This is a genomic window from Solwaraspora sp. WMMA2065 (genome assembly GCF_030345075.1).
Taxonomy (GTDB): Bacteria; Actinomycetota; Actinomycetes; order Mycobacteriales; family Micromonosporaceae; genus Micromonospora_E.
This window is the reverse complement of sequence record NZ_CP128361.1, coordinates 2,018,326-2,040,578: the sequence shown is the minus strand read 5'-3', so window position 1 is coordinate 2,040,578 and position 22,253 is coordinate 2,018,326. Positions and strand designations below refer to the sequence as shown.

18 protein-coding genes and 1 pseudogene are annotated in these 22,253 nt (G+C 71.8%); 9 read left to right on the top strand and 10 right to left on the bottom strand.

The genetic code is table 11. From position 1 onward, the window contains the following. The first annotated feature begins 20 nt into the window (after nt 1-20). A complete protein-coding gene (locus O7610_RS09190; RefSeq protein WP_281555341.1) occupies nt 21-962 on the top strand; it encodes a carbohydrate ABC transporter permease in 942 nt (313 codons plus the stop codon). Between the two features lie 13 nt (nt 963-975). Beyond that, nucleotides 976-1,950 carry a carbohydrate ABC transporter permease gene (locus O7610_RS09185; RefSeq protein WP_475055079.1) on the top strand — a complete coding sequence of 325 codons (975 nt, stop codon included), beginning with the start codon at nt 976-978 and terminating at the stop codon, nt 1,948-1,950. A gap of 27 nt (nt 1,951-1,977) precedes the next feature. Here the strand turns inward: O7610_RS09185 and O7610_RS09180 are convergent, their stop codons facing one another. Further along, the gene (locus tag O7610_RS09180; protein WP_281555340.1) at nt 1,978-2,226 is read right to left on the bottom strand and encodes a hypothetical protein; all 249 of its coding nucleotides are present in this window, start codon (nt 2,224-2,226) and stop codon (nt 1,978-1,980) included. A 307-nt stretch (nt 2,227-2,533) separates the two neighbouring features. Here O7610_RS09180 and O7610_RS09175 point away from each other — a divergent pair, with 307 nt between their 5' ends. Further along, nucleotides 2,534-4,201, top strand: a complete 1,668-nt coding sequence (locus O7610_RS09175) for a bifunctional 3'-5' exonuclease/DNA polymerase (RefSeq protein WP_281555339.1) — start codon at nt 2,534-2,536, stop codon at nt 4,199-4,201. A gap of 134 nt (nt 4,202-4,335) precedes the next feature. Further along, nucleotides 4,336-4,929, top strand: coding sequence for a nucleotidyltransferase family protein (locus O7610_RS09170; RefSeq protein ID WP_289213592.1), 594 nt, complete (start codon nt 4,336-4,338; stop codon nt 4,927-4,929). 9 nt (nt 4,930-4,938) lie between these two features. On the opposite strand, the gene O7610_RS09165 is transcribed toward O7610_RS09170, so the two are convergent. From O7610_RS09165 to O7610_RS09145, 5 genes and pseudogenes are all read right to left on the bottom strand, one after another. Next, nucleotides 4,939-5,745, bottom strand: a complete 807-nt coding sequence (locus tag O7610_RS09165; RefSeq protein WP_281555338.1) for a metal-dependent hydrolase — start codon at nt 5,743-5,745, stop codon at nt 4,939-4,941. A gap of 82 nt (nt 5,746-5,827) precedes the next feature. Continuing rightward, the gene (locus tag O7610_RS09160) at nt 5,828-6,595 is read right to left on the bottom strand and encodes a TIGR03089 family protein (RefSeq protein WP_289213058.1); all 768 of its coding nucleotides are present in this window, start codon (nt 6,593-6,595) and stop codon (nt 5,828-5,830) included. Nucleotides 6,596-6,731: 136 nt separating this feature from the next. After that, nucleotides 6,732-7,469, bottom strand: a pseudogene (locus O7610_RS09155) (serine/threonine-protein kinase); the annotation flags it as partial. 247 nt (nt 7,470-7,716) lie between these two features. Further along, nucleotides 7,717-9,051 carry a glycosyltransferase family 4 protein gene (locus O7610_RS09150; RefSeq protein WP_281555336.1) on the bottom strand — a complete coding sequence of 445 codons (1,335 nt, stop codon included), beginning with the start codon at nt 9,049-9,051 and terminating at the stop codon, nt 7,717-7,719. 150 nt (nt 9,052-9,201) lie between these two features. Beyond that, nucleotides 9,202-11,133 (bottom strand): amylo-alpha-1,6-glucosidase, encoded by a 1,932-nt coding sequence (locus O7610_RS09145; RefSeq protein ID WP_281555335.1) that lies wholly within the window; start codon nt 11,131-11,133, stop codon nt 9,202-9,204. Between the two features lie 177 nt (nt 11,134-11,310). On the opposite strand from O7610_RS09145, the gene O7610_RS09140 reads away from it, so the two are divergent. Then, complete coding sequence (locus tag O7610_RS09140) at nt 11,311-13,983, top strand: MGH1-like glycoside hydrolase domain-containing protein (RefSeq protein WP_289213057.1); 2,673 nt, start codon at nt 11,311-11,313, stop codon at nt 13,981-13,983. Here the strand turns inward: O7610_RS09140 and O7610_RS09135 are convergent. Next, nucleotides 13,971-15,236, bottom strand: a complete 1,266-nt coding sequence (locus O7610_RS09135; protein WP_281555333.1) for an FAD-dependent oxidoreductase — start codon at nt 15,234-15,236, stop codon at nt 13,971-13,973. The genes O7610_RS09140 and O7610_RS09135 overlap by 13 nt on opposite strands. A 99-nt stretch (nt 15,237-15,335) precedes the next feature. Beyond that, complete coding sequence (locus tag O7610_RS09130; protein WP_289213056.1) at nt 15,336-16,214, bottom strand: CPBP family intramembrane glutamic endopeptidase; 879 nt, start codon at nt 16,212-16,214, stop codon at nt 15,336-15,338. Nucleotides 16,215-16,315: 101 nt separating this feature from the next. Between O7610_RS09130 and O7610_RS09125 the strand changes: the two genes are divergently transcribed. From O7610_RS09125 to O7610_RS09115, 3 genes are all read left to right on the top strand, one after another. Then, nucleotides 16,316-16,861 (top strand): thioredoxin family protein, encoded by a 546-nt coding sequence (locus O7610_RS09125; RefSeq protein ID WP_281555331.1) that lies wholly within the window; start codon nt 16,316-16,318, stop codon nt 16,859-16,861. A 69-nt stretch (nt 16,862-16,930) separates the two neighbouring features. Then, entirely contained in the window at nt 16,931-17,623 is a 693-nt protein-coding gene (locus O7610_RS09120) for an AMIN-like domain-containing (lipo)protein (protein WP_281555330.1), read from the top strand. A gap of 185 nt (nt 17,624-17,808) precedes the next feature. Then, on the top strand, nt 17,809-18,795 hold the full coding sequence (locus tag O7610_RS09115) for an FAD-dependent oxidoreductase (protein WP_289213055.1): 987 nt from the start codon (nt 17,809-17,811) through the stop codon (nt 18,793-18,795). A gap of 16 nt (nt 18,796-18,811) precedes the next feature. Here O7610_RS09115 and O7610_RS09110 read toward each other — a convergent pair whose 3' ends face one another. After that, on the bottom strand, nt 18,812-19,246 hold the full coding sequence (locus tag O7610_RS09110; protein ID WP_289213591.1) for a hypothetical protein: 435 nt from the start codon (nt 19,244-19,246) through the stop codon (nt 18,812-18,814). A gap of 308 nt (nt 19,247-19,554) precedes the next feature. Here O7610_RS09110 and wrbA point away from each other — a divergent pair, with 308 nt between their 5' ends. Continuing rightward, nucleotides 19,555-20,175 carry an NAD(P)H:quinone oxidoreductase gene (gene wrbA, locus O7610_RS09105; RefSeq protein ID WP_281555328.1) on the top strand — a complete coding sequence of 207 codons (621 nt, stop codon included), beginning with the start codon at nt 19,555-19,557 and terminating at the stop codon, nt 20,173-20,175. Here the strand turns inward: wrbA and O7610_RS09100 are convergent. Beyond that, nucleotides 20,150-22,207 (bottom strand): anthranilate synthase family protein, encoded by a 2,058-nt coding sequence (locus tag O7610_RS09100; RefSeq protein ID WP_281555327.1) that lies wholly within the window; start codon nt 22,205-22,207, stop codon nt 20,150-20,152. The genes wrbA and O7610_RS09100 overlap by 26 nt on opposite strands. Between the last annotated feature and the right edge of the window lie 46 nt (nt 22,208-22,253).

Here is a 22,253-nt window from a genome sequence, read left to right as displayed (position 1 = left end):
GAGCAGAAGGTGACCTGACGATGCAGCACGGAAAGGCCCGGTTCGTGACGGGCTTCCTGGCACTGCCGGTGGCGCTGTACGTGTTCTACGTCGTCTGGCCGTACGCCCAGGCGGCCGGCTACTCGCTGACCAACTGGGGCGGCTACTCCGACACCCAGGAGTTCGTCGGGCTGGCCAACTACGTCCAGATGTTCGGCGACGAGCTGATCCGTACGGCGTTCTGGCACAACGTCTTCTTCCTGGTCACCCTGCCGTTGTTCACCATCGCGCTGGCCCTGTTCCTTGCTTTCCTGCTCAACGTGGGCGGGCGTGGGGACAGGGCCGGCGTGCGGGGCGTCCGCGGCTCCGGCGTCTACAAGGTGATCTTCTTCTTCCCGCAGGTGCTGTCCCTGGTGCTGGTCGCCATCATGTGGGGCGCCATCTACCGGGGCGACAGCCAGGGGCTGCTCAACGGCATCCTGATCAGGATCGGTCTGGTCGACGCGGAGCAGCCGCTGAAGTTCGTCTCCGACCCGACGCCGTTCCTCGGCGTACCGGCGGTGCTGTGGTGGCTGCTGCTGATCGCCGTCTGGGGCGGGGTCGGCTTCTACATGGTGCTGTTCTCCGCCGCCATGCAGTCGATCCCGAAGGACATCTTCGAGGCGGCGATGCTCGACGGGGCCAGCCGGGTGACCAGCTTCCTGCGGATCACCCTGCCGCTGCTGCGCGACAGCATCTCGGTCGCCTGGGTCTACCTCGGCTTCATCGCCCTGGACATGTACGCGCTGGTCTTCGTGATGACCCCCAACCAGGGCGGCCCCGACCACGCCAGTGAGGTGTTCGCGTCGGTCATCAACTTCACCGCCTTCAACAAGGGCCAGTTCGGCTACGCCTGCGCGATCGGTGTCGCGCTGGCCATCTTCACGCTGCTGCTCGCCGCGATGCAGTTGCGGATCACCCGCCGTGAGCGGATCGAATTCTAGGGAGGGCCGCGCGATGAGTACTGTCACCAACCCACCGACCAGCGCGGCCGGCCCGCCGCCACCGCCGTCGAAGACCGCCGACGGTCGGCGTACCGCCCGGGCGCGGCCGCCCCGGCGGGCCGGCGCGGTCAGCGACTCCTTCTTCAACGGCTTCTCCCACCTGTTCCTGCTGATCTGGGGCGCGATGGTGGTGCTGCCGCTGCTGTGGGTGGTGATGTCGTCGTTCAAGGACGACGCGCAGATCATCCGGGAGCCGCTGTCGCTGATCCCGGACCAGCTGCACTGGGAGAACTTCGCCCGGGCCTGGGTCGACGGCGGCATCGGCGACTTCTTCGTCAACACCATCCTCATCGTCGGCGGCGGGGTCTTCCTGACCATGCTGCTCGGTTCGATGGCCGCCTACGTGCTGGCCCGGTACGAGTTCCCCGGCAACCGGGTCATCTACTACATGTTCCTGTCCGGGCTGACCCTGCCGGTGTTCATGGCCGCGGTGCCGTTGTACAAGGGTGTCTACAACACCGGCGTGTTCATCCCACTGCTCGGCCCCAACAGCCACGTGATGCTGATCCTCGTCTACGTGGCCTGGTCGCTGGCGTTCACGGTCTTCTTCATGCACTCGTTCTTCAAGACGCTGCCGACCACGGTCGCCGAGGCGGCGATGGTGGACGGCGCCTCGCACAGCACACTGTTCTTCCGGGTGATGTTGCCGATGTCGAAACCCGGGCTGATCAGCATCGGCATCTTCAACGTGATCGGCCAGTGGAACCAGTGGTACCTGCCGTACCTGCTGATGCAGCCCAACGGCGGCGAGGCGAAGAACCAGGTGATCGCCCAGGGCCTGATCGACCTGTCGGTGAACCAGGGCTACAAGTCCGACTGGTCGGGCCTGTTCGCCGGGGTGACCATGGCGATGCTGCCGGTGCTGCTGGTCTACATCGTCTTCCAGCGGCAGGTGCAGTCCGGCCTCACCGGCAGCGTCTCCAAGTAGGCGACGTCTCCAGGCCGCCGGTGGTGGTCAGTGCACGTATATGACGTCGACCATGTGCGCGCCCCCGGTGCGCGGCGGCGACAACAGATAGGTGGTCGACGCGGGCACCGCGAAGTAGAACGTCCAGCTGCTGGCATACCACCAGTTCGTCTGGTACAGGACCCCGCCGATCGGGTTGCACATGTAGTTGCTCACCGCCGCCTCGGCGGCATTCGCCGGCAACATGACGGCGATGATTGCGCTGAACGCGACGAGGGTACGGCGTAGTGCTTTCATAATCGTCCTCCCGGTGATTGAGGCGGATCTCGAATCTAACCGGCTGATTGACCCTGAAAAATGTTTCACTAGGTTCTCGACATACGCATTTCTGCGTTCTTGACGTGATCCTGACCATTGCCCGCCGGCACGGTTGCCCACCTGGGGTTCGCGGGTCTGATGCATGTGTGGCATTGCGATGCCACACATGCATCAGACCTGGAGAGCACCTGCCTCCGGCCCGGCAGGCGCGGGGACTGCCGGGCCGGCGGCCGTCGCACCCACGACCAGGGCCGATGTTGTCGTACGCCGGGGCAACAATGGTCGGGTGCTGGTGGCGGTGGCGGCGGGTCCGGGCGGCGGCGGCGCGCGGCGGCTGCTGCACGCCGACGGGCGACCCGCCGGCCCGGTCGAGGCCGTGCCCGACCTGGCGGCGGCCGCCGACCGGCCACCACCGTCGCAGCATCCGGCGGCCGGGCCGTCGCCATCGCAGGCACCGGCGGCGCGTCCGGTGCCCGAGCCGCGCTGGCTGTGGGCGACCACTGCGGCGATCTACCCGGCCATGCTGCGGGTCGGCGTACGGATCGATCGGTGCCATGACGTCGAGCTGACCGAGGCGCTGTTGCTCGGCTACGACGGACGCTGGGGCGAGCCCCGGTCACTCGCCGCCGCGTACGCCCGGCTGACCGGCGCACCGGTGCCACCCGACCCGCCCGCGCCGGGTGCCGCGCCACCCGGGCACGGTCAGACCGCGCTGTTCGACGGCGTGCCGGCCCCGACGACGGTCGCCGACCCGATCGACGCGCTCACCCGGGTGTACGCCGACCAGCAGCGCCGCATCGCGGGCACCGCCCGGCCGGACCGGTTCCGGTTGCTGGTCGCCGCCGAGTCGGCCGGCGCGTTGGTCGCCGCCGAAATGGGTGCCGCCGGGCTGCCGTTACGGGCCGACCTGCACGACGCACTGCTCACCGAGCTGCTCGGCGCACCGTCGCCGGTCGGCGGGCCGCCGCGCCGGCTGGCCGACCTCGCCGTTCGGATCGCCGCCGCGTTCGGAGTCCGGCAACTGCACGCCGACTCACCGGCCGAGGTGCTGCGGGCCTTCGCCCGGGTCGGGATCAGCCTGCCGAACACCCGGGCCTGGGTGCTGCGCGGCGTGGACCACCCCGCCGTCCCGCTGCTCATCGAGTACAAGGAACTGCACCGGATCTGGACCGCGCACGGCTGGGCGTGGCGGCAGGCCTGGGTCCGCGACGGCCGGTTCCGCCCCGAGTACGTGCCGGGCGGGGTGGTGTCCGGCCGGTGGGCCACCCGGGGCGGCGGGGCGTTGCAGATCCCCAAGGCGGTCCGCCGGGCGGTGGTCGCCGATCCCGGCTGGTGCTTCGTGGTGGCCGACGCCGCCCAGCTGGAGCCCCGCGTGCTCGCCGCGATGTCCGGTGACCGCCGGTTGGCCGCGGCTGGCGGCGCCGGTGACCTGTACGCCGCGCTGGCCCGCGACTCGTTCGGCGGTGACCGGGCCCGGGCGAAGGTCGCGTTGCTCGGTGCCATGTACGGGCAGACCGGCGGTGCCGCCGTGCCGGCCCTCGCCGTGCTGCGCCGCAGCTACCCGGTCGCATTCGAGTACCTGGAGGCGGCGGCCCGGACCGGGGAGACCGGTGGTCTGGTGCGTTCCTGGCTCGGCCGGACCTGTCCACCGTCCGACGTCGGCACCCCGGCCCGGGGGCGGTTCACCCGCAACTTCGTCGCCCAGGCGACCGCCGCCGAGTGGGCACTGGTCCTGCTGGCCACCGTCCGCCAGGCGATCGCCGGTACCGCCGCCGAGCTGGTCTTCTTCCAACACGATGAGGTGGTGGTGCACTGCCCGGCGACGCAGGCGGCGGCGGTCGCCGACGCCGTGCGGGAATGCGCCGGCCGGGCCACCACGGTGCTGTTCGGCGACACCCCGGTCCGGGTGCCGCTCGAGGTGTCCACCGTCACCTGCTACGCGGACGCCACCTGATCGCCACCTGATCGTTGGGCCCGTTGTGCGTTCCATCGGATCGGGCAGCGTTTGGCGGGCGCTGTGACCGCCGGCCGGGCTGGACCGGCCGGGCAGACGTTGCGGGGGTGGCTCAGCTGAGTCGGATCGCGGGGATGATCATCGCGGCTGGCGGGGGTCGGCGGATCGGCGGGCCGGAGGCCCTGCTGTACCGCGGCGACCAACTGCTGGTCGAGCGGGCGTTGCGGATCGTGGGGGAGACCGGCTGTGATCCGGTCGTGGTGGTCCTCGGCGCCGCCGCCGACCAGGTGCGCGACACCGCCGACCTGACCGGCGCCACCGTGGTGGTCAACCGGGCCTGGGGGACCGGGCTCGGCTCGTCGCTGCGGGTCGGGCTGGACGCGCTGAAGGACAGCGACGCGGAGGCGGTGGTGGTGTTCCCGGTCAACATGCCGGGGATCACCGCTGACGCGCTGCGCCGGGTGACCGCGCTGCCGTACCCGGAGGTGCTGGTCTGCGCCACCTATGCCGGCACGCGCAGCTACCCGATGGTGTTCGGCCGACGGCACTGGGCGGCGATCGCGACCCTGGCCAACGCCGACGGCGGTGCCCGGCCGTACCTGCTGGCGCACACCGGCGAGGTGATCGACATCTCCTGCGACGGGGTCGCCGAAGGTGGGTTGGTGGACACCCCGGAGTCGGTGGCGGCGTGGGGGCTGGCGGTGCCGGTGCAGCGCACCCCGGCGTGACCCGAGGGCTCAGCTGGCGGTGAAGTGCCGGTGCACCGCCGGGATGGCCAGCCCGATGATGGCCAGCACCGACACGACGCTGAACACACCGCGGAGCACGACCACTTCGAACTTGCTGCCGGCCCTGATGGAGTACCGGTCCGGCGGGCCGAACATCCGCCACATGCGCCGGCCGATCGGGATCGGCCACAGGATCGGTACGCCGGCCCGGGTGATCAGGTCACCGAGGATGTGCACGAAGCAGCCGACCCCCATCGCCAGGCCGAGCATCGGGTAGCCCCGGTCACCGGGCAGGTGCAGGTAGGTGAAGTAGGCGGCGCCGAGCGACAGCAGGGTGACGATCACCCAGCCGGCGCGTTTGGCCCACTCGTCGAACAGCCCCCGCAACGCCAGGCCGATCATGAAGAACAGGATGGCGATCACCGCCCACTTGCCGTACGCGGCGCACAGCGCGGTGGTGCCCCAACCGACCAGCACGGTGAATGGAATGGTGTGGGTGAGGGTCCGGTGCCCGTTCTTGCGGTTCGGATCCTTGCTGAGCTTCGTCGCGTGGTAGACGCCGAGGGAGATCTTCTCGATGACCTCGGCGACGAACAGCGACGCCACCCCGAAGGTCCGGGCGACGGTGGCGCCGCCCTGGTTGCGGGTGACCTTGCCGGACAGGTCCAGGTCCGGGAAGAGCGCGCCGCCGGCGCAGACGGCGGTGCCGACCGCGATCATCAGTGGCGACTGCTCGTAGCCGGCGAACTGGTCGAGCGCCCAGGAACCGGCGAGCCACACGGTGGCACCGGACAGCGCGTGGGACGGACCCATCATGGTCGAGCTTCCTCCAAGGTCAACTTCTCGGCGGAGGCAACTCTGTCAGATGGTCGGGGCACCGTCCACACCGGTACCGCGGTCAGAGCACCCGGGTGACGCCTTCGCTGTCCACCCTGGGGTCGAGCCGGTCCGGGTCCAGGTTGACGCAGAGCACCACACTCGCGCCGACGGCGAGCGGCGCGAGCAGCCAGAACAGCGGGTGTTCGTGCTGGCCGCCGTCGACCAGCACCCGGTCGCCGGCGGTGACGTCCTGCTGCGCGGCGATCTCCAGCGCCAGCGAACCCCACTCGGCGTAGCTGATCCCGTCCACGCTGGCCAGATCACCCGGCCGGACCAGCCCGTACGCCGGTGGCTGACCGGGGTACCGGCACGCCTCGGCGAGGAAGTCCCGGTAGCCCTCCGGTGGCGGGGTGCCCGCTGCGGCCCGGGCACCGATGTCGAGCATGAACCGGTGCCGCGCCCCGGGCACGTCCTCCAACCAGTCGTCGATCCGGCCGCGGGCGGCGAACACCGCGTCCAACGCTTCGTCGCCACCCGGCTCGATCACCGGCAGGCCGGCGGTGGCGGCCAGCCGGATCGACACCGACACCCCGATCGACCAGGCACCCAGCAGAACGGCGGCGGTCTGCCAGTGCGGCGGCAGGAGGATCGCCGCCCGGTCGCCGGTGACCAGCCCGCAGCCGTCGCGCAGCACCGCCGCGGTCCGGGCCGCCCAGGCACCAAGGGCGGTCGCGGAGAGTTCGGTCCGCTCGCCGGTGGCGTCGTCATAGCAGGTCAGCAGGGGCGTTTTCGGGTCGCCCGGGTAGATGCCCAGGCCGGGCGCGCTGGCGAGGGCGGAGGCGTCCATGCGTACTCCAGGGTGTGAATGATCGTCGCGGCCGACCCTACCGGGTCAGGGCGCCGGGGACCCGTAACCGCGCGGCCACGTCGCGCAGCCGGGGCCAGGTCACGGCGGTGGTACCGGGCGGGGCGCCGGAGGTCACCCGGCGCAGCATCCGGTCGGTCTCGTCCACGTCGGGCCGTCGTCTCGGGTCGCGGCGCAGCAGACCGGCGAGCACCGGCCGCAGCGGCCCGGCCCGGGTCGCCGGGTCCGGTGGCGCGGTGGCCAGCGCGGTCAGCGTCGCCATCGGAGTGGACCGGGCGTACGGGGGACGGCCCTGGACGGCGGCGTACAGCGTGGCGCCGAGCGACCACAGGTCGGCTGCCACGGTGGACGCCCCGTCCCGGGCGCGTTCCGGCGAGATGTACTGCGGCGAGCCGATCACCATCCCGGTCCGGGTGATCGAGCCGTCGCCGTCCAGGGTGGCGAGTCCGAAATCAGTCAGTACCACCCGGCCCCGGTCGCCGATCAGCACGTTGTGCGGCTTGACGTCGCGGTGCAGGACCCCGTGGCCGTGCGCGGCCCGCAGCGCGGCCAGCACCCGCCGGCCGATCGCCGCGACCCGTACCGGCGGCAGCGGGCCGTCCTCTGCGACGACCTGGTGCAGCGAGCGGGACCGGACGTACTCCATCACGATCAGCGGGCAGCCGGCGACGTGCCGTACGTCGTAGATGCGGACCACGTTGGGGTGGTTGAGCCGGGCGGCGCTGCGCGCCTCCCGCAGCGTACGGCGGCGCAGCGCCTCGCGTTCGGTGTCGTTCATCCAGTCCGGGGGCAGCACCTCCTTGACCGCGACGTCGCGGTGCAGGACCTCGTCGCGGGCCAGCCAGACACGTCCCATCCCGCCGCTGCCGACCGGACGCACGAGCCGGTAGCGGTCCGCGATCAGCTGCGGTCGCACGATCACCGTCTCCCATCGTCAGCTCACGACTGCATACAGTAGTTGTGGGCTGACGATGCCGGATCAGCTGGAGAAGTGGCGACCATCAGCCGTTTCGCTGCGCCGGGTGACCTAACAGCCGAGTGGCCACCGAGCAGCCGAGTCCGTCGACGAGTAGCTGAGTGTGTCGACGAGCCGCCGGGTACGCCTACGAGACGGCACCTCCGACCGCCGCGAGCAGGTTGCCGTCCGGCACGACGAGTTTGGCCGCGCCGCCGGCCAGCTGAGCGGCCGCCCGCCGGGTGTTGAAGCCCGGCGCCTCGCGGACCGCGGCGGCGTACGTGGCGGCGGTCTGCGCCGCGATCGTCGCCCAGCCGTACCGCCGGGTCACCAGTTGCCGGGCCGACCGGGCCACCCGCCGGGCGAACAGCTCGTCGGAGAGCAGCGTGTGCACTGCCTGGGCCAGCCCGTGCGGATCCTGCGGCCGGAACGTCGTACCGGTCACGCCGGGTTCGACGATCTCGGCGAGCCCGCCGGTGGCCGACACCGCCAGTGGCGCGCCGGCCGCCGCCGCCTCCAACGCCACCATGCCGAACGGCTCGTAGAGGCTCGGCACCACGGTCGCGTCGGTGGCGCCCAGCACCGCCGGCAGCTGCGACTCGGTCATGAACCCGGCGAAATAGATCAGATCGGCGACGCCGAGCCGCGCGGCCTGCGCCTGCAGCTCACCCCGGTACGGCCCGTCACCGGCGACGATCACCCGCAGCCCGGGATGGCGCTGGCGCAGCCAGGGCAGCGCCGCGATCAGGTGCTGGACGCCCTTTTCGTAGACCAGCCGGCCGGCGAAACCGATCAGTGGCCCATCGGCGGCGTACCGCTCCCGGGCCGCCGCCACCGCCCGCGTCGACGAGCGCCACACCCGGTCGTTCACCCCGTTGGCGATCACGTCCACCCGCGACGCCGGCAGCTCCAGCAAGTGGCTGACCTCCCAGCGCATGTAGCCGGAGCAGGCGATCACCCGGCACGACTCGTGGCCGAGCCAGTGTTCGATGGAGTGGATGGACTTGTTCATCTCGTCGGGGAGCCAGCCCTGGTGGCGGCCGGCCTCGGTGGCGTGGATGGTGGCGACGAGGGGGATGTCGAGGTGTTCCTTGAGGGTGACGGCGGTGTGGGTGACGAGCCAGTCGTGGGCGTGGATGACGTCGTATTCGGCGGTCTGGGTGGCGCGGAGTGCGGCGCGGGTGAGGGTGTGGTTGAAGGCCATGGTCCAGGCGAGGAGGCTGGGGGTGGCCAGGGGGAACAGGGGTGGGTCCTCGGCGGCGCGGATGATGCGGACGCCGTCGGCGTATTCCTCGAGGGGGGCGCCGGTGGCGTGGCGGGTGACGACGGTGACCTCGTGGCCGGCGTTGGCCAGGGCGACGGAGAGGGCGTGCACGTGCCGGCCCAGTCCGCCCACCACGACAGGTGGGTACTCCCAGGACAGCATCAGAATCCGCTGCGATCGTGGTGCGCGGATGTCGATCACGTCGGCGGCAGGTGACATCGACAGACCCCCCTCAATTCAAATCGGCGCGGACATGCGCGACCAGACACCTATTGCGGGTGCTGACGCGTCTTTGGGTTGCCGACGATACTGCCGGCAACGGGATAACCAGGGAAGACATTCGCGTTGCGCTGATGTAACAGGAACTGATCAGACTTGTCGGACCCGCAGTAGTTCGGCTACCGACCACGCCTGGAACGGGCAGCCGGTGGCGCCGTGTGGCGGATCCCCGTCGGCCGTTTCGCTGACCGAGCCGAGCCCGTACTCGCTCAGGTGGGCGGTCAGCCCGAGGAACACGTCGGAGACGTCCAGACCGGACCGCCGGGCCGCCGACACGTACGGGCCGATCAGCCACGGCCATACCGTGCCCTGGTGGTAGGCACCGTCACGGCGGGCAGGACCGCCCCGGTGCTGCCCGAGGTAGCCGGCTGAGTCCGGCGCCAGGCTGCGCAGACCCAGCGGGGTCAGCAGCGCAGCGCCGATCGCCCGCAGCGGTGCCGGGTCCGGCTCCAACGGGGCGTACGGCAGCGACCAGGCGAGCAGCTGGTTCGGGCGCAGCGCGTCGTCGTCTGCGTGCGGATCCCCGCCCAGCGGGTACTGCGCCGGGGTGTCCAGCACGTCGTAGAGCCAGCCCGACGGGGCCGGGTAGCGGGCCCGGAACGACTCCTGCGCCTTCGGGTACAGGCTCGCCGCCGCCCCCGGGTCGCCGTCCACCAGCTGCGCCAGTTCGCTCACCGCCGCCAGCCCGTTGACCCACAGGGCGTTCACCTCGACCGGCTTGCCTTCCCGGGAGGTGATCGGCACCCCGTACACCCGGGCGTCCATCCAGGTCAGAGCCTCGCCGCCGGTGCCGCCGGTGAGCAGCCCGTCGGCCTCGTCGACCCGGATGCCGAACCGGGTGCCGCGCAGGTGCGCGGCGACCACCTCGCGCAGCGCCGGCAGCAGCTCGGCCGCCAGGTCGATGTCGCTGGTCGCGGTGACGTGCCGGTCCACCGCGTGCAGAAACCACAGGGTGCCGTCGACGGTGTTGTACTCCACGTGCCCGGTGTCGGCGGTGTTCGCCAGCATCCCCTCGGACAGCGTCGCCGCGTAGCCGCGCAGCAGCTCACGTCCCTCGTCGGCCCGCCCGGTCGCCAGGAACAGGCCCTCGTACGAGGTCATCGTGTCCCGCGACCACGCCCCGAACCACGGGTAGCCGGCCACCACGTCCGGCCCGGTGCCGGTGCGCACCACGAACGCGTCGGCGGCCAGGGCCAGGGTGGCACCGACGGCGTCGGCGGGTTTCGCGGCCGCCACCACCGCCCGGTTCCGGGCCCGGGCGGCGGCGACGATCTCGGCCGCTGGTGCCGGGGACTGCTCCAGCTGCTCCGCCCACGCGGTCACCTCGGCCACCGCGCCGGGACCGTCGAGGGTGGCGGTGAAGCTGCCCGCGTACCACAGGTCCTCCTCGGCCCGCAGCCCGCGCGTCGCCTCCTCACGGTGGTACACGCCGTCCCACCAGGTTCCCGCCGGCACCCAGTCCGGTCCGTGTAGCCGGAACGCGCCCTCGACCACCGTCCCGCCGTCGACGTTGTCCATCCTCGGCGGGGGAGCCTGCCCGTCCCGTTCGCCGTGCGCGTCCCGCCAGGTGGTCACCGCAGCCAGGGTGAGGGTGACCGGTCCGCCGCTGACCAGCCGGTGGGTGACCGCCACGCACGGCGAGCCGTGCGTCATCGCGATCTCCCGTTCGATCACCACGTCGCCGATCCGCCACCGCCAGCGCGGCACCCCGTCGGTCAGGTCGAACCGCTCCAGCAGGGTGTGACCGGGCGGGTCGACCACGCCGGACGACCATTCGTGTACGCCGAGGCGGACCTGCGCGCCGGACGGCAGGGTGACCGCCGGGTCGAGGCTGACCAGTCCGATCCGCCGGGCCGCCGGGGTGGTGCCGGCGACCACCAGCAGGCCGTGGTAACGCCGGGTGCGCAGGCCACTGACCGTGCCCATCGCGTAGCCGCCCCGGCCGTCGGTGACCAGCCACTCCCGGCTGGCTCCGGCGGCCAGGTCGCCGCAGACCTGCGGGCCGAAGCTGATGTCGAGCAATGTTCCTCCATGGCTGGTCGACCGGCGCGAGCGGGCTGCGGGCCGGTGGCGGGACAGGGCTGGGGCGGTGGTACGGCGGGCGGTGCTGGGCGGTCGGGCCGGCGAAACGGCGCTGGTGTGCCGGCAAGGTGACGGTCCGACAAGTGCCGGAAACACGTCCCAGGAAGAATGACCGACATGGTCAACTCCAGGCGGACGTATCGTGATCCGGAGCGCACCCGATTGGCGGAAGCCGACGCGGGTGAGCAACCGTGGCGGGCATGGGGGCCCTACGTGTCAGAGCGGGCATGGGGAACGGTACGGGAGGACTACAGCGAGCACGGTACGGCGTGGGACTACTTTCCGCATGATCATGCCCGATCCCGGGCGTACCGCTGGAACGAGGATGGCATGGCCGGCGTCTGTGACGACCGGCAGACGTTCTGCTTCGGCCTGGCGCTGTGGAACGGCGAGGACCCGATCCTCAAGGAGCGTATGTTCGGCCTGGGTGGCGACGGCGGCAACCACGGCGAGGACGCGAAGGACTACTGGTGGTACGAGGATTCCACGCCCACCCACTCCTGGATGCGTTGGCGCTACCACTATCCGCAGGCCGCCTTTCCGTACGACGATCTCGTCGCGGTCAACGGTATGCGCGGCCGCGACGAGACCGAGTATGAACTGGTCGACACCGGCATCTTCGACGACGACCGGTACTGGGCGGTAACCGTCGACTACGCCAAGGCGGGGCCGACCGACATGTGCATCGAGATCACCGTGGCCAACCGGGGCGACACCGATGCCCGACTGCACGTCCTGCCCAGCCTGTGGTTCCGCAACACCTGGGGGTGGGGGCTGCCCGGCCGCGACCAGATCCCGGTGCTCACCGGCGACGGCGACCGCCTGGTCGGCCACCACTGGGTGCTCGGGCAGCTGGTGCTGCAGGGCGACGGCGACCCCACCCCGCTGCTGTGCGACAACGACAGCAACGCCGAGCGGCTCTGGGGCCAGCCGTCGCGTACCCCGTACCCGAAGGACGGCATCAACGACCACGTCGTCGACGGCGCCGACACGGTCAACCCGGAGCTGACCGGCACCAAGGGCGCACTGCACTACGTCCTCGACGTGCCGGCCGGCGGCGAGGACCGGATCCGGCTGCGGCTGACGTTGACCGCGCCGCCGCCGGGCAACAACCCGCCGCCCCGGCTCAACCTCGGTGCCGGGCACGCCGCGACGCTGGCCGCCCGGCACGCCGAGGCGGACCGCTACTACGACACCGTCATTCCGGCCGCCGCCACTGACGACGAACGTCTCGTCGCCCGCCGGGCATTCGCCGGTGTGCTCTGGGGCAAGCAGTTCTACCACTTCGACGTCGCCCAGTGGCTGGCCGGCGACCCGGCCAGCCCGCCGCCGCCGGACGGGCGCGGCCACGGCCGCAACGCCGCCTGGTGGCACATGAACAGCTTCGACGTCATCTCCATGCCGGACCCCTGGGAGTATCCCTGGTACGCCGCCTGGGATCTGGCGTTCCACTGCTCGACGCTGGCCCGGGTCGACCCGCAGTTCGCCAAGGACCAACTGCTGTTGCTGCTGCGCGAGTGGTACATGCACCCCAACGGGCAGATCCCGGCGTACGAGTGGGCTTTTGCCGACGTCAACCCACCGGTGCACGCCTGGGCGGCGCTGCGGGTGTTCGACATCGACGGCCGGCGCGACTTCGAGTTCCTCGCCCGGATCATGCACAAGCTGCTGCTCAACTTCACCTGGTGGGTCAACCGCAAGGACATCAACGGCAACAACGTCTTCGAGGGCGGCTTCCTCGGGCTGGACAACGTCGGGCCGTTCGACCGGTCCGCCGCGCTGCCGGTGGCCGGGGTGCTGGAGCAGTCCGACGGCACCGGCTGGATGGCGACGTACGCGCTGAACATGCTGGACATGGCGTTGACCCTGGCGGTGCACGACCACACCTACACCGACATCGCCACCAAGTTCCTGGAACACTTCGCCTACATCGCCGCCGCCGCGTACGACCAGGGGCTGTGGGACGAGGAGGACTCGTTCTTCTACGACCAGCTGCGGCTGCCCGACGGCGACACCCTGCCGCTGAAGGTACGGTCCGTGGTCGGCCTGCTGCCGCTGGCCGCCACCACCACGCTGCACTCCGGCACCCTGGCCCGGCTGCCGGAGCTGGCGGCCCGGCTGCGTTGGTTCCTGACCAACAAACCGGAGTACGCCGACGTGATCGGCGCCCGCCGGCTGGCCGGCGACGGCCGGCAGCACCGGCTGCTGTCGATGGTCGGCCCGGAGCAGATCGTGCGGATCCTCGCCCCGATGCTCGACGAGGAGGAGTTCCTCTCCCCGTACGGGCTGCGTACCCTGTCCCGGCGGCACCTCGACGAGCCGTTCACCGTCTCCCTCGGCGGACAGGACTTCACCGTCGGCTACGAGCCGGCCGAGTCGGCCAGCGGGCTGTTCGGCGGCAACTCCAACTGGCGGGGCCCGATCTGGATGCCCACCAACTACCTGCTGGTCTGCGCGTTGCGCGACTTCGCCACCTTCTTCGGCGACGACCTGCTGATCGAGTACCCGACCCGGTCCGGCTCCAAGCGCACCCTCAACGCGATCGCCGACGACCTGTCGCACCGGCTGATCTCGCTGTTCCTGCGCGACGGGTACGGCCGGCGGCCGATCTACGGCGCCGCCGAGACGTTCCAGCAGCACCCCGACTGGCGGGACCTGATCGCCTTCCCGGAGTACTTCCACGGCGACAACGGCGCCGGCCTGGGCGCCTGGCACCAGACCGGCTGGACGGCGCTGGTCGCCGACCTGATCCTGACGGTGCGGGCCGATCGGGGGGCTCAGCCGGGCTGAACCCGCCGGTGGGCGTACCCGGGTGCGTGCTCGGGACGCGGTCCGATGCCGATCAGGTAGGCGGGCAGTAGCGACGCCGGTGGGAACCGGCGCATCAGGGCCAGCAGCGGTGCCGGAGGGCCGCCCCGTCGACCCTCCAGGATCGGCCGCACCACGGTGCGGTGCATCACCTGCTGCAGGGTCTGCACCACGACGGTCGGCAGGGCCCGGCGGGCCCGTACCGTGGCCAGCTCCGCCGGGGTGATCCGGCCCCGGCGCAGCGGCCCGGCCAGCCGGGTCGCCGCCGCGACGGCGTCGGCGACGGCGAGGTTGATCCCGACCCCGCCCACCGGGCTCATGGCGTGGGCGGCGTCACCGATGCAGAGCAGGCCGTCGCGGTGCCAGCGGCGTAGCCGGTTCACCCGTACGTCCAGATGTTTGACGTCGTCCATGCTGGTCAGCGCGTCGAGCCGGTCGGCGAGCCGGGGCGCGACGGTGGCCACCTGACGCTGGAACGCCGCCAGCCCGCGGCTGCGCAGCTCGGCGTCGGTCCCCTTGCGGGCGATATAGGCGACCTGCAGGTGGCTCTCCCGGGGGAACACCACGACCATCGCGCCGTGGCCGGCGGCCGGTACCAGGCCCGACAGGTCGTCGGTGTCCCGCTGGGGCAGCCGGAACCACCAGACGTCGATCGGCACCGGAAACTCGCGGGGCCGCAGCCCGGCCGCCCGCCGTAGGGTCGACCAGCGTCCGTCGCAGGCCACGGTCAGCGCGGCCCGGATCTCGCCGGTCGCGCCGTCCGTGGTCCGGTAGCGCACCCCGGCGACCCGGTTACCGTCGTGCAGCAGGCCGGTCACCTCGGTCCCCATCCGCAGGGTGAAGGTCGGCTCGGCCGACGCCGCCCTGGCCAGCAGGTTGAGCAGGTCCCACTGCGGCACCATCGCGATGTACGGGTGCGGGGTGTGCAACCGGCGTAGATCTCCGATGACGATCCGCCGGCCGTCGCCGGTTGGAAAGGCGACCTCGTGGATCCGGCTCTGTGGCAGGGCGGCGAACTCGTCGCCGAGGCCGAGCTCGTCGAGCAGCCGCAACGTCGACGGGTGCACGGTGTCGCCGCGGAAGTCCCGCAGGAAGTCCTCGTGCTTCTCGCAGACGACGACCCGTACCCCGGCTCGGGCCAGCAGCAGGCCGAGCATCATGCCGGCCGGTCCACCACCGGAGACCACACAGTCGGCGGTGTCAGTGTCCAACGCGACCACCTCCATCGATTTCATCAGGCGTTGAATAAATCGACGATAGCGCGACCACGGCAATCCGTCCGACTCATCGGACCGGGTGTGGGCAACGACACCGATCGACTGAACGCGGGCGGGTCAGCCGACGAGCAGCGGCAGCAGAGTGAGCGAATTGACCGCACCGTGCACGGCGACGATCGCCCACACGTTGCGGTACCTCGACCACAGGTAGCCGAGGAACAGGCCGAGACCGCCATTGAACATCAGCACCACCGCGACCGTGTCGGCCAGCGGGCCGGTGCCGACCCGATGGGTGTGCATCGCCGCGTACAGCAGCGCGGTCGCGGTGATCGCCGGCCAGCGGCCGAGCAGCGCCTCCAACCGCGTCTGCAGCAGCAGCCGGTAGAAGACCTCCTCCAGCACACTCGCGGTCAGGAAGGTCAGCAGCATTGCCGCGAGCAGGACCATCGGGTCGTACGCCCGGTAGCCGGACAGGTCGGACGGTCCGGCCAGCGGGCTGTGGTACGCCAACCAGGCCCAGCCGACGACCGCCGGCACTGGGCCCAGCCAGTACCAGCGCCCCGGGAGCGCCCGTCGATGCTCCCGACCGCCGGGCGGTGCTGCCGGCCAGGTCCGCAGCACCCACCATGCGCCGCCGAGCAGCAGTACGACCTTCACCGGGCCGTACCAGACGCTTCCCGGCCCGAGGGGCAACGCCAGCGTGGCGAACGCCACCGCGACCGCGCCCAGGCCGACCACCTGCCGGGTGAGGGCCGCCCGCGCGTCGGCAACCGCCGGGCGCAACACCGGCAGTCGCGGCGGCACCAGCCTGGCCAGCAGCATCCCGGCGACCAACGGCACCACCACCGCGGCGACCGTCACCGGGGACGCCTCGACGTCCGCCGAGGTCGTCAATTCGCTACGCTCGGTGGCGAGTAGCCACAGCGGTGCGCCGCCGATCATCGTCAGGCCGAACCCGGTCAACAGCCGGTCCGGTGCGACGACGCGTGACGGCATGGCGCCGAGGGTAGCCAGCGGTCGCATCCCGACGTATGCGCGTACCGCCTCGAGATGGCACTGTCGCTGCCCTGGCCGACCGCACGGGTAGGGTGGCGGGCATGGCTGTCACCTCAGAGATGGTGCCGTTGGGCACCCCCGCGCCCGACTTCGCGCTGGCGGACGTCTCCGGTCACGTGGTCCGCCGCGACGACTTCGCCGACGCCCCGGCGCTGCTCGTCGCCTTTGTCTGCAACCACTGTCCCTACGTGAAGCATGTCGAGGTCGGACTCGCCAAGGTGCTCGCCGAGTTCCCGAACCTGGCAGTCGTCGGCATCTGCACCAACGACGTCGACGCCTACCCCGATGACGCCCCCGCGCAACTCGCCGCGCAGGCCCAGCGGGCCGGCTGGACGTTCCCGTACCTCGTCGACGCCACCCAGCAGATCGGGCGCGCCTACCAGGCGGTGTGCACACCGGACTTCTTCCTGTACGGCGCCGACCGCACCCTGGCCTACCGGGGCGCGTTCGACGACTCCACCCCGGGCAATGGCAAGCCGGTCACCGGGGCGGCGCTGCGGGCCGCGATCGAACTGGTGCTGGCCGGGCAGCCGGTACCCGAGCCGCACCAGCCCAGCATGGGCTGCTCGATCAAGTGGCGATCCTGACCGGACCGTCGGTGCGGGCGGCTTCCGGCCCCTGGTAAACCCCGATCGGCGGCCGCGCGTCAGTCCGGTATGACCCATCTGCGCGTACCGCTGATCCTCAGCCTCGCCGCACTGCTGGCCGCCGCCGGCTGCACCGCGGCCGACCCGACGGGAGCCGGCGTCGGCCAGCGGGAGTCACCCGTGGTGGTGGACCCAGGCTGGAGCGGACCGGGGGGACCGGACGGAACCAACGGCCCCGGCCCGGGCGAGCGCCGGGTGCGGTACGGCTGGTCGGTGCCGTCGCAGACCGTCGTGATCCGCAACGGCGTCCATCCGCCGGTCGCACCCCGGCCGGCTCCGCCGCTGCCGTACCTGGTGGAGGTCGAAGCCACCGACCACGCCGACGCCGACCCGGCGTACAGCCGGATCTCGTTCGTGTTCCGGTCCGGATTTCCGTCCTACGAGGTCGGTTACCAGCCACGGATCGTCTTCGACGGCACGGGTGAGCCGGTCGACCTGCCCGGCGACTGCTTTCTGCAGATTCGGTTCGTCACCGCGCAGGCACACGACGCGTACGGCCGGACGTCGGTCCGCCGATCGCCCGGCACCCAGCTGCGGCTGGGCAGCCTGCGTGGCTACGGGTTCGCCGGCGACTACGAGGGCCGGGTCACCTACGGTCTGGGTCTCGACCCGGCCGACGGGCCCGACCAGCCGCCGCCGGTACGGGTCGCCGAGGTCGGCCTCGACGGCCGGTTCATCGTCGCCGTCGACGTCGGGTACTGACCGCTGACCGCTGACCGCTTCCGGCTGGGGCTGTCACGGGGCCGCTGCGGGTTGAGGCTGTCGCGGGGCCGCTGCGGCTGGGGCCGTCGTACGGACCGTGACCCGGTCCGGCAGGATGTGGCCCGGCGGGTACGGGTACCGCCCGGAGCGGACCGACCGGGCGGACGGGACAGACAGGAGAGACGGTGTCTGACGCGGTGGTGGTCGGAGCCGGCATCATCGGGCTCAGCTGTGCCGTCCGGCTGCAGCAACGGGGACTACGGGTGACCGTGGTCACCGCCCACCCCGTCGAGCAGACCGTGTCGGCGGTGGCCGCCGCGGTCTGGTACCCGACCCGGACCGACGGCACGTCCCGGGTGCTCGACTGGGCCCGTCGCACCTTCGACGAACTGGCCGACCAGGCCCGGCAGCCGGTCCCGGGGGTGGTGATGCGACCGACCCGGATGCTGCTGCGTACCCCGGTCGACGATCCACCGTGGTGGGCGGCGGCCGTTCCCGACCTGCGTTACTGCCCGGTCACCCCGGTGGTGCCGGCCACCGGCGCCGGTCCGGCCGGTGAGGTGGTTGCCGAGTGGCGGTGCACGGTGCCCACCGTGGAGATGCGACCGTACCTGGACTGGCTCACCCGACGGTTCGTCTCCGCTGGCGGCGTCCTGCGCCAGCGTGACCTGTGCAATCTGGCCGAGGCGGGCCAGCTGGCGCCGGTGGTGGTGAACGCCACCGGCCTGGCCGCCGGTCGGTTGGCCGCCGATCCGGCGGTGCATCCGATCCGCGGCCAGGTGGTGCTGGTGGCCAATCCCGGCATCGCCACCTCGGTACGCGACGAACACCACCCCGACGGCGCCACGTACGTGCACCCCCGGCGGCGCGACGTCGTGCTCGGCGGCACGTTCGAGCCGGGCGTCGACGGCGAACTGCCCGACCCGGCGACGAGCCGGGCGATCCGGGCCCGCTGCGCCGCCCTCGTTCCCGAGCTGGCCGGTGCGGCGGTCCTCGCCCAGCGGGTCGGGCTGCGGCCCGGGCGGCACGGCGGTGCCCGGGTGGAGGCCGATCCGGCGCCGCCGGCCGGGGTCACCCAGCTGATCCACTGCTACGGCCACGGCGGTGCCGGCGTGACGCTGAGCTGGGGCTGCGCCGACGAGGTGGCGTCGCTCGCGGTCGAGCCTGCGTGACGGCGCCGGGCCGCCTTCAGCCGTCGGGCTGGTCGAGCGCGGCGACCGTCACCTGGTACGACGGCTCGTCGGCGTACTCCTCGCGGTAGCAGATCCGCTGGATCTGCCGGTCGGTGACGAACAGCGCCACGTCGACGAGGACGCCGAGGTGCGCGACGGTACCGGCCGGCTCGTGGCGCTTGTCCTGTAGCACGTCGCCGATGCCGCCGAGGAAGTTCGTCGCATAGCCGAACTGGTGCCCGCTCGGGCGGCGTACCACGACCTCCAGCGCAACCGGATCGGCCAGCGGCGTCCAGCCGCTGCGCTGCGCCGCGTCGCACGCTGCGGTCAGCAGGGTACGGACCCGCGCCGCCTGCCGATTACCGGCGGTGAAGATGGACAGTGTCTGATTCTTCAGTGGTGGCAGGCCCGGGACATCGAACGCCAACGCGAGCGCCTGACGGTCACGCATCAGGACCTCCTCAAAGATCGACGGCGGGGTGCGCCGGACGGTCGGCGGGCGTACCGGCGGGAAGAGCGGGTCGGCGGCGGCGACCGAGTCGTAACGAAAACTACCTACCCTGTTCACGCGTCGCCCAGGGTCCGTTCGTTCACGATCCCGGATCCAGCGTTGTGAACGGACCGGCTGCGCGGGCGCCGCGCTCCCGGCACCGGACGGATCGGCGGGCACCGTCCGGGCCGATGCCGGCACCGGTGTTTGCCGGCGCAACGAACGGGTAGCGCGGTACCGGGGGCAGACCCGAGCCGAAGGAGCTATCGATGGACGACCCGATCAACCTGTCGGTGATCTACTACAGCGCCACGGGGACCACGTACCAGATGGCGCAGGCCGCCGTGGAGGCTGCGGAGAAGGCCGGGGCGCAGGTGCGGCTGCGCAAGGCCCGCGAGCTCGCCCCCGAGGAGGCGATCCGGTCCAACTCCGGCTGGCACGCGCACCGGTTGGAAGCCGAGGACGTGATGGAGGCCGAGATCGACGATCTGGCCTGGTCGGACGCGGTCATCTTCGGCACCCCGACCCGGTACGGGGTGATGGCCGCGCAGCTGAAGCAGTTCATCGACGGCAGCGGGCCGCTGTGGGCCAAGGGGGTCCTGGTCAACAAGGTGTTCTCCGGGTTCTGCTCGACCGCCACCGCGCACGGCGGACAGGAGGCGACGCTGTTGTCGCTGTACAACGTCGTCTACCACTGGGGCGGCATCGTGGTCACCCCCGGCTACGTGGAGCCGAGCCAGTTCGTCGGCGGCAATCCGTACGGCGCCTCCCACACCAGCAACAACGGCGAGATCCCGCCGGACGAGGCGGCGCTGACCGCGACCGCCCTGACCGCCCGGCGGGTGGTCGACATCGCCGCGGCGGTCAAACGCGGTCTGGCCGCCGGTTGACCGCGACCAGATCGACCAGCAGGTCCCGCAGTACGTCCAAGCCGTCCGGGCTGAGTACCGACTCGGGATGGAACTGCACCCCGGCGAAACGCGGGCCGACCAGCGCGTGCACCGCGCCGTCGGTCTCGTCCCGGCACAGCCGGACCTGCCCGTACGGAGTGGGCAGGCTCGCGGTGGCGCTGCTGGCGGTGAAACTTGAGTAGAAGCCGACCCGGCGCGGGACACCGAGAAGGTCGATCTCCCGCTGCAGTCCCTGGCTGGGCAGTGGCCGCCGGGTCACCGCCAGGCCGAGCCGGTCGGCCAGCACCTGGTGGCCCAGACAGATGCCGAGCAGCGGCTGCCCACGGTGCAGCGCGGCCTCCACGACCCGGCGCAGCACCGCCATCCGGGGCTGCGCCGGATCGGTCGGGTCACCCGGGCCGGGCCCGGCGACCAGGACGTCCGCGGTTGCCAGGTCTACCGTCGCGATCCGGTCCCAGCGGACCTGCCGGACCGCCGCGCCGAGCGCCCGCAGCAGGTGGGCGAGCATGCCGGTGAAGCTGTCCTCGGCGTCCAGGACCAACACGTCCAGATCGGTCAACCGGGACTCGGCCACCGCACCGGAAACCCGCTGCTCCAGCCAGAAGCGGGCCAGCCGGTCGTTGCGGGCGGCCAACGCGCGTACCACGGTGGGGTGTTCGGGGTGGGCGAGCGCGGCGGCGACGCCGGTGCCGGCAGTCCCGGCCGGCAGCCCGATTCCGCAGGTCACGGCCCGGTCGGCCGCCGGCCGGTCCGAAGGCGCCGCCGGTGCGGAGTCCGGACCGGAGAAGGGCGTGGAGGCCGGACCGGAGGCGAGCCCGAGCGACGCGAGGACCGCCGACGCCTTCGCGTGCGTCTCGGCCACCTCACCGGACGGTGTGGAGTGACGCACCAGGGTCGCGCCGACCGGCACGCGGATCTCCCCGGTCAGATCGATCTCGGCGGCCCGGATCAGGATCGGGGCGTCGAGTGTCTGCGCGCCGGCCAGGTCGTGGCCGAGCAGTGCGAGCACCCCGGCGTAGTAGCGGCGTCCACCGGGGCTGTACCGGGCGATCACCCGGCAGGCGCTCTCGATCGGGCTGCCGGTGACGGTCGGCGCGAACATCGTCTGCCGGAGCACCTCCCGCACGTCGTGGCAGTTGCGTCCGGCGAGCAGGTACTCGGTGTGGCTCAGCCGGGACATCCGCTTCAGGTAGGGGCCGATCACCTGGCCGCCGTGCTCGGCGACCGTCGCCATCATCTTGAGCTCCTCGTCGAGCACCATGTAGAGCTCCTCGACCTCTTTGGGATCGTCGAGGAACGACAGCACGGTGGCGAGATCCGGCTCACCCTGCGGATGCCGCAGGGTGCCGCTGATCGGGTTCATCATGGCCAGTCCGTCGCTCACGCTGACGTGGCGTTCCGGCGTCGCGCCGACCAGCACCCGCTCGCCGGTGTAGACCAGGAACGTCCAGTAGGCGCCGAGTTCGTCGCACAGCAGCCGGCGGAGCGCGCTCAGCCCGGCGACCAGCGCCGCCGAGCGGCCCATCCGGTCGGCGGCGGACCCGCCCGGTGCCACCAGCCGGGCCCGGTAGGTGCGGTGCAGTACGAAGTTGGCGCCGGCACCGTTGCCGATCTCGTCCCGCAGCACCCGGGCCACCAGGTCGGCGTACTCGTCGTCGGCGATGTCGAAGCCGCCGCCGTCGGTCGCCACCGGCGTGCCGGGCAGGTCGCGGACCGCCGCCGCGACCGGTACCTGACGGTAGGTCGACACCCGGATGCACTCCAGCGGAAGCCCGTCGTCGACGTGGGCGAACCCGCGTTCGGCGATCTGCCGGTACGGGACCACCGCCAGCGTCGCCGGCTGGTTCGTCGGTCCGGCCGGCAGCGGGATGTCCGCCAGCCGGTCGGCGCGGTGCGGTGTGCCACGGAGCAGTTCGATGACGTCGGCGCCGTCGCGCCGCAGCAGCGCGAACGGACCTGGGTCGACGCCGTCGTGCACGGCGCGCAGCAGGCTGGACAGGTGGTCGGTCATCGGGTCCCCTCGGGCTTCGGGCGGCCCGGCGAGGAACTGCCCGGGT

Bases quoted from the DNA above. Each gene is read 5' to 3' on its own strand.
- O7610_RS09100 (WP_281555327.1), bottom strand. From the start codon at position 22,207: ATGACCGACCACCTGTCCAGCCTGCTGCGCGCCGTGCACGACGGCGTC.
- O7610_RS09160 (WP_289213058.1), bottom strand. From the start codon at position 6,595: ATGGACGCCTCCGCCCTCGCCAGCGCGCCCGGCCTGGGCATCTACCCG.
- wrbA (WP_281555328.1), top strand. From the start codon at position 19,555: ATGGACGACCCGATCAACCTGTCGGTGATCTACTACAGCGCCACGGGG.
- O7610_RS09150 (WP_281555336.1), bottom strand. From the start codon at position 9,051: ATGTCACCTGCCGCCGACGTGATCGACATCCGCGCACCACGATCGCAG.
- O7610_RS09180 (WP_281555340.1), bottom strand. From the start codon at position 2,226: ATGAAAGCACTACGCCGTACCCTCGTCGCGTTCAGCGCAATCATCGCC.
- O7610_RS09135 (WP_281555333.1), bottom strand. From the start codon at position 15,236: ATGAAATCGATGGAGGTGGTCGCGTTGGACACTGACACCGCCGACTGT.
- O7610_RS09140 (WP_289213057.1), top strand. From the start codon at position 11,311: ATGGTCAACTCCAGGCGGACGTATCGTGATCCGGAGCGCACCCGATTG.
- O7610_RS09125 (WP_281555331.1), top strand. From the start codon at position 16,316: ATGGCTGTCACCTCAGAGATGGTGCCGTTGGGCACCCCCGCGCCCGAC.
- O7610_RS09185 (WP_475055079.1), top strand. From the start codon at position 976: ATGAGTACTGTCACCAACCCACCGACCAGCGCGGCCGGCCCGCCGCCA.
- O7610_RS09165 (WP_281555338.1), bottom strand. From the start codon at position 5,745: ATGATGGGTCCGTCCCACGCGCTGTCCGGTGCCACCGTGTGGCTCGCC.
- O7610_RS09170 (WP_289213592.1), top strand. From the start codon at position 4,336: ATGATCATCGCGGCTGGCGGGGGTCGGCGGATCGGCGGGCCGGAGGCC.
- O7610_RS09120 (WP_281555330.1), top strand. From the start codon at position 16,931: ATGACCCATCTGCGCGTACCGCTGATCCTCAGCCTCGCCGCACTGCTG.
- O7610_RS09110 (WP_289213591.1), bottom strand. From the start codon at position 19,246: ATGCGTGACCGTCAGGCGCTCGCGTTGGCGTTCGATGTCCCGGGCCTG.
- O7610_RS09130 (WP_289213056.1), bottom strand. From the start codon at position 16,214: ATGCCGTCACGCGTCGTCGCACCGGACCGGCTGTTGACCGGGTTCGGC.
- O7610_RS09190 (WP_281555341.1), top strand. From the start codon at position 21: ATGCAGCACGGAAAGGCCCGGTTCGTGACGGGCTTCCTGGCACTGCCG.